We start from the raw sequence: 18746 nt of genomic DNA on the forward strand, positions 1-18746 counted from the left end.
GAGACCATCGTGAACATTCTCGACCTGCAGAACCTGCCCGCCGCCGGTGCGACCCCTGCTGGGCGCCTTAGCACCTGGAGCTCTGGGTGCAACGTTTCATGGAGCACCTGGAGCGCTGGCTGCCGAGAATAACAGTTAGATATGTGGCGGATGCTCAGAAAATTCATTGTCGCTGAGCATCCGCCACATGTCAGGCGAACTAGTAGAAATGATTGCTATGGTTAAGCACATATTACACGCCCCTTGCCCGTCTGCATGGACTTTAGTTCAACGACAGACGGGTACAGCAATTGCTATTGTTGCAATAAGTATACTGGGATCATTTCTTAGCCTTATGCAACCCACGGTTATGGAAAAGTTGATCGAAAGCTTAACGGCTGGACGAGGCATTGTCTCCCCCCTTTCCATGTTGGTTGCTACATTTATAGCAACTGCGCTCACGACCGGAGCGTCCACATATTTGTCCGCACGCTTCAAAGAAAATGGTGTACTCGAAATACGAGAAGGGCTAATCGACCTTCTATTGAAGGCACCAATTTTAGCGTTAGGGAGGCGTAGTACGTCAGAATTATCCACAAGATTAGTTACCGATCCCCCCTTTTTAACTCAGGGAGTAACCTCGATCCTATCGAGCGCAATAGCCTCTTCTGTGAGTTGTATTGGGGCAGTTATAGCATGTTTATATTTGATTCCTACTGCCTTCATTGCCGCAACATTGTGTGCCAGCGTAGCGTTGTTTCTTACATTATTTTTCGGTATTCGCGTCCGCGATCTAAGGTTTCAAGTTCAGGCTTCCACCAGTGAATTTTCGGGGGACGTTCAAGCGGTATTTGATGGAATCTCTTCGATTCGCCACTATGGAGTGACTTCTCGATTTGAAAATCGTCTTCTACATAACGTTAAACAACTTCAGCGAAATTCACTTTCGTTGGCTCGATCGCATGCTCTGGTCAGCCCTCTGACTTCCCTGGCACTCAATGCTGCCTTTATTGTTGCCCTGCTGTTTGCTGCTGCCGAAGTTGCTAAAACTAACGCTTCATTAGCTCAATTAGTATCCTTTACGATGTACTTTCAAATGGTCACGTCGGGATTTCAAGAAATTCTAACTACGTACATTTCACTACAAGAGGCTACTGCTGGTCGCAATCGCATCGAAGAACTGCGACAACATATGACTTTCTGCGCGCCGAAGAACAGACCTTATCACCCTGCTGCAGCAAAACAAAAACGAAATACCCTTATAAACTTTAAGGGCGTCTGCTTCTCCTACGATGAAAAGAAAGTTATAAACGGAGTATCGTTTTCAATTCCACGAGGAGTCACGACCGCAATAGTCGGTCCCTCGGGTGCAGGAAAGACGACTCTCTTGAATTTAATTGAGGGCTTTCTAGTACCGGATACGGGGACAATCAACGGACTACTCGGCCATAGGGACGGTATAGGTTTTGTGGATCAGGCGTCGACAGTAATTAAAGGATCGATTGCAGACAATGTAAGATTCGAAAGGCCTGGAATTTCTGATGAGCGAATATGTGAGGTTCTGGAATGCGTAGGACTTTCAGAAGTTGCGACGCTCGAAGGTATTCATCGTGATGTCCAGCCTCGAGGTCAGTCTTTGTCTGGAGGAGAAAAACAGCGTCTCGTTCTTGCGCGGGCGTTGGCGTGTCAGGCTGATACACTTATTCTCGACGAACCGACATCCAACGTCGATGGCCTGCTTGAACAATACATGCTTAACGCCATAGAAAAACTCGCACCAAATGCAACAGTTATCGTGGTTGCTCATAGGCCTGCCACAGTCAGACGCGCCGACCACCTCATATTCATCAACGGCGGCGTAATTAAGGAAGAAGGTAGTCCCAATGAATGTCTTATAAGAAGCGAGGAACTGCGAGAAATTTTGGGCGATTGGAGTCTACGATGATGATGGATGTGTCTGGTGTGGCTCTGGAGGTACAAGGATTGCGTAAATCCTTTGCGACTTCGGCCGGTATTCATGAGGTGCTGCGCGAAGTGTCATTATGCGTGCAGGCCGGGGAGTGGGTCTCGGTGATGGGGCGGTCAGGCTCGGGAAAGTCGACGCTTTTGCGTTGCTGCTCGGGTCTGACTGGAGCAGACTCGGGTAGCGCGGTGGTGGCCGGTGTGAACGTCGCCGCAGCATCGCAGGACAGGTTAGCGCGCCTGCGTCGCTCTGCGTTGGGATTTGTTTTCCAAGACTACAACCTCATTGAGCCGTTGACTGCGCGCCAGAACGTGGGAATGCCGCTACTACTCGAGACTCGGGGTGCACGGAGACACCGCGTGGATATTGACCGCGCTGTGGAGGACGCACTGGCACGTACGGGGGTTACAGAGCTGGCAGACCAGCGAGCCTCGACCCTTTCGGGTGGTGAGCAGCAGCGGGTGGCGATCGCGCGGGCGCTGGCGCAGCATCCTGTGGTGCTGTTCGCCGATGAGCCTACCGGGGCACTGGACTCGGTCAGTTCGAAGTTGGTGCTCGACCTGTTCCACCACCTAACCCAACAGGGCACAGCTGTGCTCATGGTGACTCACGATCTGGATGCCGCCGCCTGCAGTGACCGGGTTCTTATTCTCGTCGATGGGAAGATCGAGCACGACTTTTATCACCCCACGGCCGAGCAACTCTTCGGCATTATGAAAGGCGGTGAACGGGTATGAGCGCCAGGTATCTTACTCACAGGCCCGCTAAGGAATTCGGCAATAAATCATCTGCAAGGCCTACTGGACGAGGGCAGTTAAATCTTCGAGGTGTGCGCAGCACTCTTTTAGCGGCCCATCGACGCGGCTATATCGGCATCATTGCGGTCGCGACGGTTACTGGGGTAGTGGTGAGCGCATCGCTTAACGCAATCCAGCTAGCCTCTGTATCACGGATTTCATCGGGGCCGCCGCACGAGGCGGTGCGTTTCAACACGCTGCTCGATCTCATGGTGAGCTTCAATGCCATGGTGGTCGGCATGGGCGCCCTTAGTACCGTCATTCTGCTGTCCTCGGTAGCCTCTTTCGCCCTGGAGCCGCGTGTACCCGAGTTGGCCCGGCTCAGTTTGGTGGGCATGACCCGGCTGGACCTTGTCCGACTAACTGTGCGCGAGCTGGCTGCGACGGTCCTACTTGGAAGCAGCCTTGGGTCCCTGGCTGGAATTCCCGCATCTATAGGGTTCGTTCTCATCGAACGTTCAGTAAACATGGCCCCCAAGACTCTCGATCCCCGCCCACTACCAGGAGCCTTGGTCGTTGCCTGGCTGATCACCGTGAGCGCTGGCTTGGCCGGAGGCTTGGCGCCCGTGCTGCGGGTGGCCAGCACGCGCCCACTGGACGTTCAGGCGCAGAAACGTGCCGGCGACCGCAAGACGGTACGCCGAACCGCCACCAGCGTCGTTATCCTGGCGGCACTAGTCCTAACAACCCTGGTGCCAGCCGATGTCATCCCTACTGACATTTCCGTTTTACTGGTCATCCCGCTGGCTACAATCCTGGTTACGATTAATGGAACCTTCTTCCTAAGATTCGTTACCAGAGCACTCTGCCTGTTGCCTGGCACCCGCCACCGTCCCCGCTTCTTGGTCGCGCTGTCCAATGCCTCAGCAGGTGGAGCCAGCGCTCTGAGCGCAACCCAATCGATCGTGCTAGTTTTCAGCCTCGTTATACCTGTTGCAATGGTAATGGCCACCGGTCGTCAAGCCTTCCAGGTTGAGGCCAACCGACCGCTGAAGGCTACCAGCATTGCCACATTCACCAACCCACCTACCAGCAGCGACCTGAACGGAGTTCAAGCCAGCCTGAGTGAGCCAGTCGTTCCGTACGGCATCGTCTCCGACCTAGTCGACGTCAACGAGCCCTACGCGGCAGACCAACCCTCGATCTTAGCTACAGACATGAGCAGCCTACCCACCCAACTGACTATGACTGTCACTGACGGCGATACTGCACAGGTTCGTGGCCCCGCCGCGGCCTCGGCCAGTTCACGTTACGCCGTCGGCGACACCGTTGACCTCCTGCGTCCAGACGGCAGCACCTACAAAATTACCGTGGTGGCCAAGATCGCCTCTAATCAATACCTGTCCAATGACCTCATCCTGGACTACACCACCAACGCCAGCCAGATCCCCCACACCTCACTCATGCGCTGGCTTTCAGGGGCCCAGCCCCAGAACCTACGCCAAGCCCTCGATGCCCATTCCGTCAACTACCAGAAGATCACCGATCGCGACTCTTGGATTCAGCAAGGCATCCACCAAGCATTGACCAACCAGCGTCAGGCTATCTCTATGATATTCCTTGTTCCCTGCCTATTGGCCGCTGCCGCTACCGTCCTAGGAGTACGCGCCTATAGCCAAGTAACTGCTCCCTCTCGCGTACGCATGCTCACATTAGGATTTACCGCCCGCGACCGCCGAATCGAGCACCTATCCGAGATTTTTGTTCAAGTCATTGTCGTCATTATCCAACTCGTCATATCCCTCACTCTTGCCTGGTGGAAAACTAACCTCATGTCGCAAGAGACCCAATCTGGGCTACACCCCGTCCTCGACGTTCCCATCACCCTCACAGCCGCGATCTTCATGTTCATTGTTTTCATCGCATCACATACAATTCTAGTCAAAATCAGAATCAAATGAGAGAGGAAGATCCATTATGAGGCCTTCAGAACTTCAGTACTGCCGCAACCAAAGTTTATTCTACGCAGATCCAGACAACCTAAGTGCCGAGTCAGCCAAGATTGACAACGTCTCATTCTGGACTTACGCTGACAACGACATCTCCTGGAAATCAATCAGTGAAGGTCCGTGGCAACATCACTGTCATCAGAGCCCCATGGCTGAGCAAGGATGGAAGATTCACATTTCATCTATCCCAGAAGAGGCTCAGACGGTGCTGAGCATCGCTTCCCGCATTTTTTTAGATAATGCAACATCATTTAAACACTTGCGCAATCAAGAATGCTTGCGAAGAAGTCTTGCGAAGTATGGGGATCGCATTCAGTGCGGAAAGTTCATTGTCGGATATCCGCAAGAGGAATCTGTAGCAGTCCGACTACTTAAGAAACTGAGTGACGAGCTGAAATCATTCCACGGGCCAGTTGTGTTAGGAGATGCACAGTGGGGAAGTGCTCCCATTTATTTCCGTTACGGCGCATTTAGGCGAATTGTGATGGAAGACCCCGAGTCGGGGTTGGTAGCGGCGCTACGCGCTCCGAACGGAAACTTGGAAGAGGATAGACGGTCTGTACACTTCAGTTGTCCCTCATGGGTGTCCATTCCGGAAGAAATGGTTCCACACATTTCAAGACGTTTCGCTCCGAACACAAGCGATAACGACTGGTATCCTTACGAAATAGAATCAGTTATCCATTTTTCGAACTCTGGTGGTGTATATAGAGCAAATTGTTGTGATTCAGGAGAATCTGTGGTGCTTAAAGAAGCACGACCTTACGTCGGACTCGACGACTTTAACTGTTGGGCTGTTGATCGCCTTAACCATGAGGCTGAGGCTATGAAATTACTTGCGGGCGTGCCCGCGATCGTTCGATTTAAAGAATTCAGAAAAATCGGCGGACATTCATTCCTCATTGAAGAACATATTGATGGAATTAATCTTAATTCGTGGATTGCTCAGAATTATCCTTTTGCTTTGAGCGAATCTTCCGTTAAGTACGTCAATTCCGCTATACAGATAAGCAAAAAATTAAAGAAGACGCTGCAGGTAGTTCACGAAAGAGGCTACGCATTGGTCGATTTTCAGCCGATGAATATTATTATCGGTCCCGAATTAGAGCCAAGAATAATCGACCTTGAAACAGTGCGTTCTTTATCAGATTCGAGCCCGTTTCCTATTGGCACGCCAGGGTTCGTAGCCAAGGAGGGGACGGATCCGGAAAGTAACGACTGGTTTGCTTACAACAGAGTGGTTGCACAGTTGTTTTATCCATTAGTTCCGCTAAACTCTCTCTCGGATTCACTAATCGAAGTTCAGATGAAAATGGCCCGACAGACTCTAGGGTGCCATATTCCCTTTGACACGCTCTTAATGCCTGAACCCCCCGAAGCGAGGCGAAGTGATACAGTACCTTATTTGATGGAATCACGGCAAACAAACCTAGATCAACTCGAGAGTCAACTTATAGAAGGAATCCGTGCTTCCGCATACGTGTTTGAAGGAGTGATCAGGATACCTGGAGACATTGTAAGTTTTTCTGGTATAGGTCATTTTAATATTGAATCAGGATTAGCGGGCGCCGCATACACTGATGCCATAAGAACAGCATTAATGTCAGAAGATGCTATACCAAAAATTGAAAATGACGAAATTATGCCTAGAGGTTATTTATCTGGGATAGATGGAATACGTCTTGAGCGCGGGGAAGATATAGAATTGTCAAAATTTCAGGAGGATCGTCCCAGCGGCCCTATCGATGTAAGTTTGAGGTCAGGGTTAGCAGGTATAGCGCTCGCAAAAATGGCTTCGCTTATGACACAACCGGATACAAAAGTGGATAACGATCTTACCGATCTTATTGCCCAGCTTCAAGGCATTACAGAAGACCCTTCATCTACGATCGTGTCTTTTGAAACATCTTCACGCAAGGCGGCTGGATTGATTGACGGGTGGTCCGGTGTCGGATTGGCTTTAGATAGGGCGTCTTTGCTCTTGGGCGACGACAGCCTGCATATGACGGCGGTGAATGCCTTTCGGAGAGACCTGGACTTAACCACACGAGCTCGAGACGGCTCCCTGCAAGTACTCGATAATGGTAGACTCATGCCATACCTTGCCGAGGGATCAGCCGGAATTCTTTTTGCATTACTTATGGCTTCAGAACGACTGCGATCGCGTTTTTCATCACGAACACTTAATAGGCTAGCGAAAGCTGCAGATGTGCGTTGCACCGCTAACGGCGGACTTTTTATGGGGAGAACGGGACTTCTTCTAGTTCGCCACTTTGCATCGCTTGCTGGTATTGATTGCGTCCCGGTAAATGCTGAAATTTTAGTTAACGAAATTACGCCTTATTGTTTCAAAAGCAGGTCCGGAAAAGGGGCAATTATTGGGGGGCAAGGAGGACTGCGGCTATCCACAGATTATTGCTCCGGAAACGCTGGCGTAGTCAGGGCGATCGATACATTCAAAGATAGCACCAACCCATGGTTGTTATTCCCAGGCTTGTCGTCCTTACAACAACTCGAACATAATTAGTATAGAATACACGGGGCTATCAGCCTTTGGGTTGAATGCGAGGTAGCGGGTCGGTGAAGTCGGTGGGTGAGGATGTCTGATCTGGTGTAATCAGGGTGGCGTGCCGCTGAAACGGGGGTGTCCCTATATGGTATGGAGTGCATGGTGTTTCTCGGTCTGGGGATTTTTTCCTGTGGGTCGATAGGATGGAGACTATGCCAACAGCGAGATACTCCGGGGAGTTCAAGGAGCAGGTGGTGCGTGAGGTCATCGAGAAAGAACGCACTATCTCCTCGGTCGCCTCGTCGTATGACCTGTCCCCCAGACGGCGGGTAACAGGTTCGCAAGATACAAGAAGGAGCACGCCACCGACCAGGACCGTAAGAATGCCCGCCAGTCAGCCGAGATAGCGCAGCTGAGAGCGGAAGTTCCGTGAGTTGCGCAGGGGGTCGGCAAAGTCGGGTCAGGTGGTTGGTTAGGTGATGAGCTTGATGGCGCGTTTTGGTTGCCGTGACAGGGGTTTGGTGGTGGAGGCGATAGCGGCTTGGGCGCCGTAGACCAGGCGGATGAGGCCGGGTGGTCAGGTGCGCAGGGCGGCCATGATCTCGGGGCCGTTGCGGGTACGCAGCTGGTGGCGGTCCTCATCGAAGACGACGTCACGGACCGACGTGGAGCCGGTTCTCGATTCCCCAGTGCCCTTAGATCCAGGCGGCAACCTGCTCAGGCTGGGCCTGCTCCATGGGCAGTGAGCAGACCAGGTATGCCACCTCAACGTGCCTCCTGCTTTTGATGGTCCTGGTACGTCGGACCTGGAGTACCAGAGCGGCTGCGGGGAAGTCCACCCACTTGGGTGCCTGGACGGCATCGGGCGGTACGCCGCACCCGCCGCCCGAAGCCGGTGTCGACGCTCGAGACGGACGGGACCTTCTTCCAGGGCAGGTCCTTGAACGTCCTGCGCAGAGTCTTCTGGTCGCCTAGAGGTGTGAGCACGTAGAGGCCGCCCTGATCGAGGATCCGCTGGGCGGTGTCCACCTGTGTGTGCATGGCATCGACGGTGACCACTACCCCGTCGAGGTCGAGGGGCTCCTGACGGCGGAGACCTCGTTGGACTTATCCGCACCCGGGCTTGGCTCCGCACGGCGTCCGTGGCGTGGTCCAGGACCGACAGGAGGAGCGGCGCCGAGGCCTGCCCCAGACGGGCTGCGCACACGGTGTCTTCCGTCCACCGCGATCACCCTGCGACCGTTGACGGTGCCGGTATGAGTGCACAACCACGACCCCAGACGGGTGTTGAGGTCGGTGGGGTCCAGGCCCTGCAGCACCCGCCGGATGGTCGACTCCGACGGCAGGGCCCGCGCCCCCGTCCCCGCGACACACCACCCCCATCAAAGCAGCTCAGACACCCTCACCCAACCTTGCCGCCCGTTACCTTGTTGGTGGTCCCGGGTCGTCCGGGGCTGGGCCAGCTGCTGTGGGCATGATGTCTTGCCCCTGTCCTTAGATGATCCGGGGGGTGTTGTCACCCGCAGCAGCCGGGCACTGGTGACCGCTGATAAGGGGAACGACCCATCGAGTGTGAGGTCTTTCGTAACGTGGGTGCGGAACCGGTCGTCCACCGGCTGGCCCCACACCCATGCAGCGAGAGGCGGCACGAAGATGAATACCGAGGACATCGAGGTCTTCATCGGCATCGACGTCGGTAAGAGCGAGCACTGGGCTACGGCCCTGAGCCGGGAAGGGCGGAAGGTCTTCGACAAGGCCCTGCCCAACGACGAGGAGCGCCTGCGTGCTCTCTACAAGAAGCTGGCCGATCACGGACACCTGCTGGTGGTAGTAGACCAGCCCGCCACCATCGGGGCCCTGGCCGTGGCAGTGGCTCAGGACATGGGCATCACCGTGGGCTATCTGCCCGGACTGTCGATGCGGCGCATCGCCGACCTGACACCGGGCAGCGCCAAGACCGACGCCAAGGACGCGGCCGTCATCGCCGGCGCGGCCAGGAGCATGCCCCACACCCTGAGAGCCATCAACGCCTCGGACGAGGACGCGGCCGCCTTGTCGATGCTCACGGGATTCGACCTGGACCTGGCCCGCCAGGTCAACCAGAGCGCTAACCGGATCCGGGGCCTGTACACCCAGATCCACCCCACCCTCGAGCAGGTGCTGGGGCCCTGGCTGGAGCACGACGCCGTCCTGGAGGTCATCGCCGCCTGGCCCACCCCAGCCGACCTGAAGCGAGCGGGCAAGGCAAGGATCGACGCCAGGCTCAAGAAGCACGGGTGCAGGCGGCACGCCACCTGGGCCGGCCAGATCGTCTCGGCCTTGGAGCACCAGAGCGTGGTGGTCGCCGGCACCGACGCCGCCGCAGTGGTGCTTCCTCACCTGGCCAGGCAGCTCATCTCCCTGCACGCTCAGCGGGCCGATGTCGCCGCCCAGGTCGAGGCCCTAGTGGAGGCCCACCCTCTTTATGAGGTCCTGATCTCCATGCCCGGGATCGGGGTCAGGACCGCCGCCGTCTTCCTGGCCGAGACCCTGGGCAAGACCTTCGACACCGGCGCCCAGCTGGCCTCCTACGCCGGGCTCGCTCCCGTCACACGCCGCTCCGGCTCATCGATCCGTGGCGAGCACGTCTCCCACGGCGGCAACAAGAGGCTCAAGCGCGCCATGTTCCTGTCCGCCTTCGCCTCCCTGCGCTCCGACCCCGTCTCCCGGGCCTACTACCAGCGCAAACGAGACCAAGGCAAACCGCCTTGGGCCAGGCCGTCCTCGCCCTGGCCCACCGCCGCATCCTGACCCTGCACGCCATGATCCGAGATGGAGCCCTCTACGACCCACAACCAGCCACGAAACTACCCGCCGCCGCTTGACACACCACATAGGGGCACCCCCCTGGCGCCCGACCCAGTTCTGCCCCACCACATCGACGCCGTCAATCAACGGTGACATGCATACCAGTCAGAGCGAGCCCTCTCGGTCTCGATGGGTGAGACCACCGGTCTCACCCGAACACTGGCCGGTCACGCCCTCATCGGATGTGCCGACGGCCCGCAGGGTACGGGGCATGGCGCCGGCAGCCTGAACTACCACCACCCACACCCGCTCCGGCCTCCGGCGCCCACCACCGGAGGCCACCAGTAACGGGACGATGGTTGGTGTTGACCCCGCCTTCATGTTCACGAAAACCGCTTGACACAAAATAATTCATCCGGTATTAAAGTTATATGAGCAACCTATCAGATGCCGCCACCACCCGCCATCATTGGTGGTCGGGCTCGTATCTATGGGATGCATCCCGGTCCCAGCAGCGATACGCCACTGTTGGATTCATGGTTGGGGTCACCAACCTAGTACTCATGCTCACCCTCATCGGCTCACCCAACACAGATCGCCTCATTTTTCTTCTCTTAACAGTCATCACTCTGTCCCTAATTCCTGCATACCCCATATCAGGATCTCTCAGTTATCTGACCCTTTGGATCGTGCTCCTTCAGACGCCACACGTTCCTGCCAGCGATGTGGTGGTAACCAACGCCGTTTTCTTATTCTATCTGGGCTTGTTCTTCCCTTTTGGGATCGCCCTCATTATAGCTCTCATCATCCCCCTGGCAGTCGTCATCCCAACAGGACCTATCCCGGATGCAATTTCTCAGTTGTTCCTCGCATCCTGCACCCTTCTTCCCGGAGCAATGCTGCGTCGCACGGAAGTGACGTTACATCAAGAGGTCTCTGCCGCCACTGAACAACTGACGTCTATCCGCGAAGAGATCGCGCGTGAGATGCATGATCTCGTCGCCTACTCAATGTCCCAGACCGCCTTGCGGGCACAGCGCGCGGCCGCGGACTCCTCCTACCCCGTCGCCGCTCGGCATGAGTTCGCGGCGATCGAGTCCACCGCGGCTGACTCACTTCACGAACTACGACTCGTGCTGCGAGCCCTACGAAACAACGACAACGAGCGCACCGATCGCGCACGCATCACCACCGGGCTAGGAGCCGTCGTGCTGGATCTTGAGGAGTCCGTACGTGCCGTCGCCGACGATCTATCCGCATCCGGCTATTCCGTGACCTACCAGTGCAAAGGAGATGGACGCTACACCCGTCTTCAAGCTGCCATCCTCTCCCGGGTGCTTCGGGAGATGAGCTCCAACGTCCTTAGACATGCCGACTACGATCGACCAGTCACCATCACCCTAAGCCGGGAAGCGAACAAGGCTCGCCTCGTAGTAACCAATGGGGTATCCTCCTCGCATCATAATCTCCCTTCCTCCGGGATGGGAATCCTTGGCATGAAGGAAAGACTTTCAACCATCGGCGGCTCACTGAATACGCTGATGGACAACGGAACCTGGCTGACATCCGCCTCCATCCCTCTCTCACAGTCACCCACACAAGTCATAGTGAATAAGTCATGATCAATATAGGTATAGCGGACGACGACGCCCTTGTTCGTCAGACGCTGAGAGAGCTTCTCTCCAAATACGACGACATTGCCGTTTCCTGGATAGCCAAGGACGGCCAGGAGGCTCTCGACCTCTTCCACTCCTCGGAGGTTGAGAGCACAGTCCAGGCCGTTCTCGTAGACGTCCAGATGCCCAAAATGGATGGACTTGCACTGGCTAAAGCACTTCTCGAGGAGCACCCGGATATTGCGATCCTTATCCTGACCACCTTCACGGCCGACTCCATCGTCGACGACGCCATGGCATTGGGGGTACGCGGATTTGTCGCCAAGGAGGACGGCGCATCATCCCTGGCCGGTGCTATCCGACAGGCGGTCGCAGGCAATCTCGTCCTGTCACCAACATCATCGGCCATCATCAGCGACCAGGCCAGACTATGGGCAAACGGTTCTGCCCAGCCCTCGGAGTCCATCTCGAAGCCGACTCAAGCACAGCAGAGCATTTCTCCACTCCCCCATGGGATCACCCTCTCAGAACGAGAACGGGAGGTACTGACACTTGTCGTCGACGCCAAGACCAACAAGCAGATTGCTACCCGGTTGCGACTCAGCGAGGCCACAATCAAGACTCATGTCTCCGCGATCATCGCCAAACTCGGAGTCCAGGACAGGGTAGGAGCAGTGGTGTACGCCCTGCGGCACAATCTGGTTTGAGCAGACTCATCCGATCTACCTATCCGAATGGGTGATTCACCCTGTTACCCAACACGATATACTTAGTGCATCACCGACACTCAGAAAGGAGGAACCATGTTCCACTTCATCTTTTCGTTCACTTGCGCCCCTTTCAACAAAAACTTCGAATGGTCGTTTTTTCGAAATTGGGGCACCAATTTCTGACCTGAACAACGCATGTCATCGCAACAGATCTGAGTCCTCATAGGGCTGAGCACGAAGGTCCGACGTCGCTAACCTCGGCTGTTCATTGTTGAAGTGTTGAAGACGGGGTGAAGGTGTTTCTTTTCCTGTGATAGTGCGGATTTCTTAGGTCCGTGCATAACCAGGAGAGGAGCACCTTCGCGGTGAAGAATAGCGGGTTGTATCCGGTTGTGGGTGCGGAGTCCGGGGACGTTCCTGCGCTGGGGCTGGCCGGGGCGAGGCTGCTGACCGAGACGAGCAGGGTCACGGACCTGGGCGACGAGTTCTCGCGGGCCCTGTCTGCGTGGCGGCGGTCGTGGTCGGCGCACGACCCGGGCAAGATCATCTTGGATCTGGCTGTGTGCGTGGCCCTGGGCGGCCGGTGCCTGTCTGACCTTTCGCTGCTGCGGTGCGACAAGGAGGTCTTGGAGCCTGTTGCCTCTGACCCGACGGTCTCGCGACTTGTGGCGACCCTGGCCGACCACGTCGAGGCGGTCGAGGCCACCGTGAACCGGGCTCGCAAGACGGTGCGGCAGCGAGTGTGGGACCTGGCTGGCGAGCACTCACCAACGGCTGGAATCGGCGCTGAGCGTCCGTTGGCGATCGACGTCGACGCCACCCTGGTTAATGTCCACTTAAGAGAAAGAGGGTGCGGCCCCGATCTTCAAGAAGGGGTTTGGCTACCACCCCCTGACCGCATGGTTCGACCACGGCCCCGATGGTGGGGGTAAGTGCGCGGCGCTCGTGCTGCGGCCCGGTAACGCCGGGTCGAGCACCGCCGCTGACCATGTCGAGATCATCCGCCGCGCACTGGACCAGGCCGGACTAGGGCCGCGGCCCGGGCGGCGGGTCCTGGCGTGCATCGACGGGGCCGGAGGTACGAAGGAGACCCTTGAGCTCCTGGCCCGTCGGCGGGCGTCCTACAGCGTGGGGTTCACGCTTCCCGAGCACACGCCGCAGATTCACGGGCACCATCCCCAAGGCCGCCTGGACACCCGCGTACAACACCGCAGGCACCCACAACGGAATCTGCAGGGTTGAGTACGGACACATGGTGTAGGGGCACCCTGACACAGTGGCAATGTTATTCATTCTACTTGTCGGTAGTATTGTGTGTCGTGCTTGTCTGTGGAACCCAAGGAGACGCTATGCCCAGCCGTCATGATTCCTCGACCACCCCGTCGTCCGTACAACGGAACGCAGCACACACGGCCCGGGGACGACGTCGTCTTCTGCGCCGCATCGGTGCAGCGGTCTTCGCCGCCCCTCTCGCGTGCGTTGTTGCCGTCAGTCCCTCGAGCAGTGCCACGCCTCTGGAGCCTTCACCTCCCACCGACACCTATGTGGCTCTGGGGGACTCCTACGCCTCCGGCGTCGGGGCGCCGCCCTACGCCAGCGGGACTGACGTCGAAGGCGGTAACGGGTGCAAGCGGGCCGCGGGTGCCTACGCCCACCAGGTGGCCGGCCAGACCGGTAAGTCGCTCGACTTCGGCGCCTGCGCAGGGGCCCGCACCAAGGACTTCTACCAGCCCGGGAAGGAAGCCGCCCAGCTCGACCACCTGAACGCCTCCACGAGCCTGGTCACCTTCTCCATCGGCGGCAACGACGCCGGCTTCTCCACACTCTTCTCCAAGTGCATCACCGCCGCCCCCTTCACCACCTGCTCCGGCAACAAGGAGGTCTCCGAGCAGGTTGACGGCGCCATCAGCGCCCTGGCCGGCAAGACCACGCGCGCGGACATCACCAGCTATGACACGCTCGTGGCCGACATCGCCGCCCGCGCCCCGGGCGCAACCGTGGTCGCCGTCGGCTACCCGCGCATGTTCACCCCGCAGGGAGCCGGCCAGATCCTCCCAGTACCGGGGCGCTGCGAAGGCGTCACCAAGGTGGATCAGCGCTGGATCAACGCCAAGACCAACGAGATCAACGCCGCCGCCAAGGCCGCGGCCCAGCGCCACGGCTACCGGTTCGCCGACCCCTCCGGTCCCTTCGCCGGACACGAGCTGTGCGGCAAGCAGTCCTCCTGGTTCGACGGCCTCATCAACGACGGACGCTTCCACCCCAACGCCGCCGGCCACAAAGCCATCGCCGGCTCCATCATGGGCGTCCTGAAGGAGCAGCCGGCCGCCGCGCAGGAGCTGCCCGCCGCCGCACAGGCGCAGGTGGACAACACGCGCCCCGCTGGTTCCTTCACCCTTGCCCGCAATGGCGACCAGCTGGCCCTGGACGCCTCGGCCTCCACCGACTCCGACGGCACGATCACAAACATCGACTGGTACATCCAGCGCGCTGACGGCTCCGAGGAGATCCTCACCGGGACCCAGGCCACCGCCACCGTGCCCGCCGATGAGCAGGTCTCCGTCACCGCTGTCATCACTGACAACCAGGGCAAGGAGGACTTCACCACCCAGATCGCCCCCGCCGCCTGAGCCGCCGCGCGTTCCTCCCGGCAGGTCGCCCCTGCGCAGCCCCGGTCGTCGAACGCACGCCCTCAGTGACGCCAGCGGGCGGGCCGAGTGCACCTCGACCCGCCCGCTGGCTCTATGGTGACGCGCCTACTCGTTGCCGTGGCAGGTCAGACCCTTCTTGGGCATAGTGCCGGAGATCAGGTAGGCGTCGACGGCGTCGTTGACGCAGGAGGCGTCGCCGCCGTAGGCGGTGTGCCCATTGCCCTCCCAGGTCAGCAGCTGGCCGGAGTCGAGCTGCTCGGCCAGGGACTTCGACCAGGCGTACGGGGTGGCCGGGTCACCGGTGGTTCCCACCACGAGGATCGGCGCCGCCCCGCGGGCGTGGATCTGCGTGGGCTTGCGGGTCCCGTTGTGCCCCCACACGCTGCACACCAGGTCCATGCCGACCGCGGTGTTCCCGAAGATCGGGGCCTCGCGCTGGGCCTGCTCGTACTGCGCGGCCCAGGTCGTCTTGTCGCCCTCCACCGGGTAGTCCAGGCAGGTGACGGCCTGGAAGGCCCCGCCGCCGTCATCCTTCGAGGAGGTGTCCTGCTCCTCGGAGGCCGCGAAGGCCGAGCCGTCGCGGTGGTTGATGGCCTGGTCGAGGGCCTTGTTCAGGGGCTCCCAGTTCTGCTCGGTGGTGTAGAGGTACTCGCTCAGGGCGGTGACGATGTCCGCACCGGTCACGGTGCGGTTCGGGTCACCGGTCGCCAGGGGCGTGCTGTTGGCGGAGGTGATGAGGTCGCGGATCTGCTGGACTCCGGCGTCGGTGCCGCCGCTCAGCGGGCAGCCGGTGGAGTTCTGGCAGTAGTCCACGTAGGTGCGCAGCGCCTGCTCGAAGCCCTTGGCCTGCCCCAGTCCCTGCTCGGCGAGGGACAGGGAGGGGTCGATGGCGCCGTCGAGCACCATGCGCCCCGTGTTGCCGGGGAAGGTCTCGGCGTAGACGGAGGCGAGGTAGGTGCCGTAGGAGAAGCCCAGGTAGTTCAGCTTCTCCTGGCCGGCCAGCGCCCGCAGGATGTCGAGGTCCCGGGCTGCGGAGACGGTGTCGACGTGGTCGAGCAGGGCGGCGGGCTCGGTGTTGGCGGCACACTGCTCGGTCAGCTCTTGGAAAGACTGCCGGGTCGACTCCGCCCACTCCTCGTAGGAGTCGCCGCCCGAAGCGGTCCCGGCGGAGGCCCCAGTGGAGGGCTCAGTACCTGCCGACGGCGTGCCCGAGGCCGACGGCGAGGCCGTGGCCCCAGCCGAGGCGGAGGGCTCAGCGGTGCCGGAGGATGAGTCGTCGTCGCTGGAGCAGGTGATGGCCGTGGAGGAGCCGACCCCGCGTGGGTCGAAGCCGATGATGTCGTAGGCCTCGAGCAGATCGGGGCTGAAGGCGTTGCTCGCCCGCTCGGCGAAGGAGACCCCGGAGTCGCCGGGGCCACCGGGGTTGATGAACAGGGCCCCCTGGGCGTGGCCGCCGGTGGCGGCGCGCTTCTTCACGGCGATCGAGATGGTCTCGCCCTTGGGGTTGGCGTAGTCCAGGGGGACGGTGATGACGGCGCAGCTGAAGGTGGCCGTGTCGGTCTCCTCCTCGGAGGAGCCGGCCGTCCCAGTTGCGCCGGTCGCGCCGTCGGAGCTCGGGGTGGCGGTTGCCTGCGCCGAGGCCGTGGCGGCCGTCGTGGAGGCGCTCGCCTGCGCGGTCTTCTCCGAGGCCTTCTCCACGCCGTCGGTGGCGGCGCAGGGGTACCAGGTGACAGCCTGGCGGTAGAAGGACTCCAGGCCGGAGGGAATCGGGCCCGGGACGGTGGCCGAGCCGCCCGCTGCGGCGGACAGTCCCGTCCCGCAGGCGCTCAGGCATCCGCCGACGAGGACCGCCAGGGCACTGATGCCCGTGCGACGACGGCGCGGTGCGCCGCCTGTCATCGAGGACTGCGCGGACGTCTGCGCCGCGCTGGCGCGCCCTGAATCGACCGGACGCCGCCTTAGTGTTCTTGTCATGCGCGGCATCTTACGAAAGCCACCTGTGTCCCCCATATGCCCGGCGTGTTCGTAGGGTAAGTCACGCGGTCGTACCCTGAACCCTCTCGCGGCATCACCCTCGACGGCGCGGGAGCACGATCACGAGGCGAACAGGTGCGAGACCTCGCCCTTCTGGCGCCGTCCGGGGACGGTCAGGGCCAGGTGGATCGCGACGGCGAGCATCACCGCGGCCCCCACCCCCAGGCTGACGCTGAGCCCCGCATCCGTGGCGGAGCGGACCAGCGGTGCCAGGTGGGAGCGCATCCCTGCCGGCGTGGCGGTGGGCCAGCCATCCAGGGCCCGCAGCCCCTTGCCGGAGGCCACCAGGGAGATGAGACGCTCCCGATCCGCGGTCCGCCCCAGGACACCGATCTGCGGGGCCATCATCATCACGCTCCGGATGACGCGCTCATAGCTCACACCCATGACCGCGACCCCCATGACGATGCCGAGCTGCCGAGCCGAGGCGGAGAATCCTGAGGTCATCCCCGCGGTGTCCTCATCGGCCGAGGAGACCGCCAGCTGGTTGACGATCGTCCCGGTGGCCCCGGTGGCGGCCCCCGCCAGGACGAGCCCGGGAATGAGGACCAGCCAGGTACTCGATCCGCGTAGGAGCATGAGCAGGCAGGAGCCGACGACGCCGCCCAGCACGATTCCCAGCAGGCTCGCCCTGGCTCCGTGGCGTCTGACCGCACCCCCGCAGGTGGCGGCCACGATGAGGGCGGAGGCGCTGAAGGGCAGGAAGCACAGTCCGGTCTGGGCAGGGGTGAGCCGGTAGATGTTCTGCGCGTACAGGGACAGGAAGGCCATCGGGCCGATGAGGGCCGCCTGGATGACGAAGCCGACCAGGACGCTGCCGGCGTAGGTGGGTTCGGTGAGGATCGAGACGTCGACCATGGGGCTGGCCGATCGTCTCTCGACGAGGCAGAACGCGGCGAGCAGCACCGCCGAGCCGGCCAGCAGGGAGACGATCACGGGCGAGGCCCATCCCCACGTGTTGCCCTGGAGGAGCGCCAGCGTGAGCGCCCCCGTCATGGCGACGCACAGCACCGTGCCCGGCCAGTCGACCTTCCTGGATGCCGCCTTGCCCGCAGCGCCGCCCCGGTCCGCGCCGACCTCGGGAACCCAGCGCGATCCGAGCCAGACCGCCAGGCCCACCGGGACGTTGACCCAGAAGATCGAGCGCCAGCCCGCCATCAGCACGAGCCCTCCGCCAAGGAGCGGTCCCAGGGCGATCGCCGCACCGGAGACCGCGCCGTAGACACCGATCGCGCGCGCCCGGGCGGGGCCGGCCTGGTAGCGGTCCGAGATCATGGGGACGCCGACGCCCAGGAAGATCGCACCACCGACCCCCTGAATGAAGCGGCTCCAGTCCAGGACACCGACCGACGGTGCCAGCGCGCAGACCAGGGAGCCGGCCGTGAACAGGACAACGCCCCAGCGGAAGAGGCGCAGCCGCCCCACCGACCCGCTCAGCGTCGCCGCCGACATGAGGAGTGTCCCCAGCGGCAGGGTGTAGGCGTTGACGACCCACTGGAGCTCGCTCAGCGACGCCCCCAGCGCGGCCCCCATGTCAGGCAGCGCGACGGAGACGACCGTGACGTCCAGGACGTTCATGAAGCTGGCGGTGCAGATCAGCAGCAAGACGAGTGTCTGCCTCACATGGCGCACCTTTCGCGAGGGTTCCCGGGTGGCGGCACGCGCCCCCAGACCTAAACGACCGCCACACAGATTAACACCGGGGCGATCGCCTGCGCGCAGCGCTCACCCGGCTGCACGACCGCGCGGTC

13 protein-coding genes and 1 pseudogene are annotated in these 18746 nt (G+C 60.2%); 11 read left to right on the plus strand and 3 right to left on the minus strand.

Annotated elements, in window-relative coordinates:
- The first annotated feature begins 187 nt into the window (after positions 1–187).
- The 5 genes from HW274_RS12300 (at position 188) to HW274_RS13020 (ending at position 7604) form a co-directional block, all read left to right on the plus strand.
- Positions 188–1924: an ABC transporter ATP-binding protein gene (locus HW274_RS12300; protein ID WP_144020792.1), complete on the plus strand. Its 1737-nt coding sequence runs from the start codon at positions 188–190 to the stop codon at positions 1922–1924.
- The gene (locus HW274_RS12305; RefSeq protein ID WP_185988902.1) at positions 1921–2679 is read left to right on the plus strand and encodes an ABC transporter ATP-binding protein; all 759 of its coding nucleotides are present in this window, start codon (positions 1921–1923) and stop codon (positions 2677–2679) included. Before HW274_RS12300 ends, HW274_RS12305 begins: the two co-directional genes overlap by 4 nt.
- Positions 2676–4640 (plus strand): ABC transporter permease, encoded by a 1965-nt coding sequence (locus tag HW274_RS12310; RefSeq protein WP_185988903.1) that lies wholly within the window; start codon positions 2676–2678, stop codon positions 4638–4640. The genes HW274_RS12305 and HW274_RS12310 overlap by 4 nt, the downstream gene beginning before the upstream one ends.
- A gap of 16 nt (positions 4641–4656) precedes the next feature.
- On the plus strand, positions 4657–7215 hold the full coding sequence (lanKC, locus tag HW274_RS12315) for a class III lanthionine synthetase LanKC (RefSeq protein ID WP_185988904.1): 2559 nt from the start codon (positions 4657–4659) through the stop codon (positions 7213–7215).
- 194 nt (positions 7216–7409) lie between these two features.
- The gene (locus HW274_RS13020; protein ID WP_185988905.1) at positions 7410–7604 is read left to right on the plus strand and encodes a transposase; all 195 of its coding nucleotides are present in this window, start codon (positions 7410–7412) and stop codon (positions 7602–7604) included.
- 170 nt (positions 7605–7774) lie between these two features.
- Here HW274_RS13020 and HW274_RS12890 read toward each other — a convergent pair whose 3' ends face one another.
- Entirely contained in the window at positions 7775–7909 is a 135-nt protein-coding gene (locus tag HW274_RS12890; protein ID WP_256692429.1) for a hypothetical protein, read from the minus strand.
- Positions 7910–8850: 941 nt separating this feature from the next.
- Here HW274_RS12890 and HW274_RS12330 point away from each other — a divergent pair.
- The 6 genes and pseudogenes from HW274_RS12330 to HW274_RS12355 all read left to right on the plus strand — a co-directional run bounded on the left by HW274_RS12330 (position 8851) and on the right by HW274_RS12355 (position 14940).
- Positions 8851–10061 (plus strand): annotated as a pseudogene (locus HW274_RS12330) (IS110 family transposase).
- A gap of 486 nt (positions 10062–10547) precedes the next feature.
- Positions 10548–11606, plus strand: a complete 1059-nt coding sequence (locus tag HW274_RS12335; RefSeq protein ID WP_075253720.1) for a sensor histidine kinase — start codon at positions 10548–10550, stop codon at positions 11604–11606.
- Positions 11603–12307 carry a response regulator transcription factor gene (locus HW274_RS12340; RefSeq protein ID WP_075253701.1) on the plus strand — a complete coding sequence of 235 codons (705 nt, stop codon included), beginning with the start codon at positions 11603–11605 and terminating at the stop codon, positions 12305–12307. The genes HW274_RS12335 and HW274_RS12340 overlap by 4 nt, the downstream gene beginning before the upstream one ends.
- A gap of 383 nt (positions 12308–12690) precedes the next feature.
- On the plus strand, positions 12691–13242 hold the full coding sequence (locus tag HW274_RS12345) for a transposase (RefSeq protein WP_185988906.1): 552 nt from the start codon (positions 12691–12693) through the stop codon (positions 13240–13242).
- The gene (locus HW274_RS13025) at positions 13202–13552 is read left to right on the plus strand and encodes a hypothetical protein (RefSeq protein ID WP_396027396.1); all 351 of its coding nucleotides are present in this window, start codon (positions 13202–13204) and stop codon (positions 13550–13552) included. The genes HW274_RS12345 and HW274_RS13025 overlap by 41 nt, the downstream gene beginning before the upstream one ends.
- A 107-nt stretch (positions 13553–13659) precedes the next feature.
- A complete protein-coding gene (locus HW274_RS12355; protein WP_260679104.1) occupies positions 13660–14940 on the plus strand; it encodes an SGNH/GDSL hydrolase family protein in 1281 nt (426 codons plus the stop codon).
- Between the two features lie 126 nt (positions 14941–15066).
- On the opposite strand, the gene HW274_RS12360 is transcribed toward HW274_RS12355, so the two are convergent.
- Together HW274_RS12360 and HW274_RS12365 are read right to left on the minus strand one after the other, a co-directional pair.
- On the minus strand, positions 15067–16944 hold the full coding sequence (locus HW274_RS12360; protein ID WP_075253697.1) for an alpha/beta hydrolase: 1878 nt from the start codon (positions 16942–16944) through the stop codon (positions 15067–15069).
- A 111-nt stretch (positions 16945–17055) separates the two neighbouring features.
- A complete protein-coding gene (locus HW274_RS12365) occupies positions 17056–18618 on the minus strand; it encodes an MFS transporter (protein WP_075253696.1) in 1563 nt (520 codons plus the stop codon).
- Positions 18619–18746: the final 128 nt, after the last annotated feature.

The sequence above is a fragment of the Actinomyces sp. oral taxon 169 genome (assembly GCF_013394715.1).
Classification (GTDB): Bacteria; Actinomycetota; Actinomycetes; order Actinomycetales; family Actinomycetaceae; genus Actinomyces.